The 1,034-nt window shown below is 70.9% G+C and carries 1 protein-coding gene; it reads right to left on the reverse strand.

The annotated features are described in order from the left end of the window. Window positions 1-1,034 (reverse strand): beta-ketoacyl synthase N-terminal-like domain-containing protein (locus AN218_RS03775; protein WP_141747436.1); only part of this gene is annotated, 1,034 nt, incomplete at both ends.

Consider the following 1,034-nt stretch of genomic DNA (forward strand, 5'->3'; position numbering starts at 1 on the left):
GACCGGCCCGACACCACCCACGGAACCACCGCAGGAATGCTGTCCGCCCTGGACTGCTCGTCACTGCCGGTGTCGGCGAACTGGGCGGACTCTGCGGGCTGTTCAAGGATGAGGTGGGCGTTCGTACCGCTCACGCCGAACGAGGAGACGGCCGCCCGACGCGCACGCTCGGCCTGCGGCCACTCCTTCTGCTCGGTGAGCAGCTCCACCGCACCGGCCTCCCAGTCGACATGCGTCGAGGGCGCATCGACGTGCAGGGTGTGCGGCAGTGTGCCGTGCCGCATCGCCTCCACCATCTTGATCACACCCGCGACACCCGCAGCCGCCTGCGTATGACCGATGTTGGACTTGACCGAGCCGAGCAGCAGCGGACGCTCACGGTCCCGGCCGTACGTCGCCAGCAGCGCCTGCGCCTCGATCGGGTCACCGAGGGTGGTGCCCGTGCCGTGCGCCTCCACCACGTCCACGTCGCCGGTGGACAGGCCTCCGCTGGCCAGGGCCTGCCGGATGACGCGCTGTTGCGACGGACCGTTGGGGGCGGTGAGCCCGTTGGACGCACCGTCCTGGTTGACCGCGCTGCCGCGCAGCAGCGCGAGCACACGGTGTCCCTTGCGGCGGGCGTCGGACAGGCGCTCGAGCACGACCAGGCCCACGCCTTCAGACCAGGCGACGCCGTCGGCGGAGTCGGCGAAGGACTTGCATCGGCCGTCCGCGGCGAGACCGCGCTGCCGGGAGAACTCGACGAACGTGTTCGGGGTGGACATGACGGTGACGCCGCCCGCGAGGGCCAGCTCACACTCGCCCTGCCGCAGCGACTGCGCGGCCAGATGCATCGCCACCAGCGACGACGAGCACGCCGTGTCCACCGTCACCGCCGGGCCTTCGAAGCCGAAGGTGTAGGAGACGCGGCCGGAGACGACGCTCGGGGACGCGCCTGTGCCCTGGTAGCCCTCGAACGACTCGTCGCTCATCAGCGTGCTGTAGTCGCTGTACATCACACCGGCGAAGACGCCGGTGCGGCTGCCGCGCAGGGC

The sequence above is a fragment of the Streptomyces nanshensis genome (assembly GCF_001751255.1).
Lineage (GTDB): Bacteria > Actinomycetota > Actinomycetes > Streptomycetales > Streptomycetaceae > Streptomyces > Streptomyces nanshensis_A.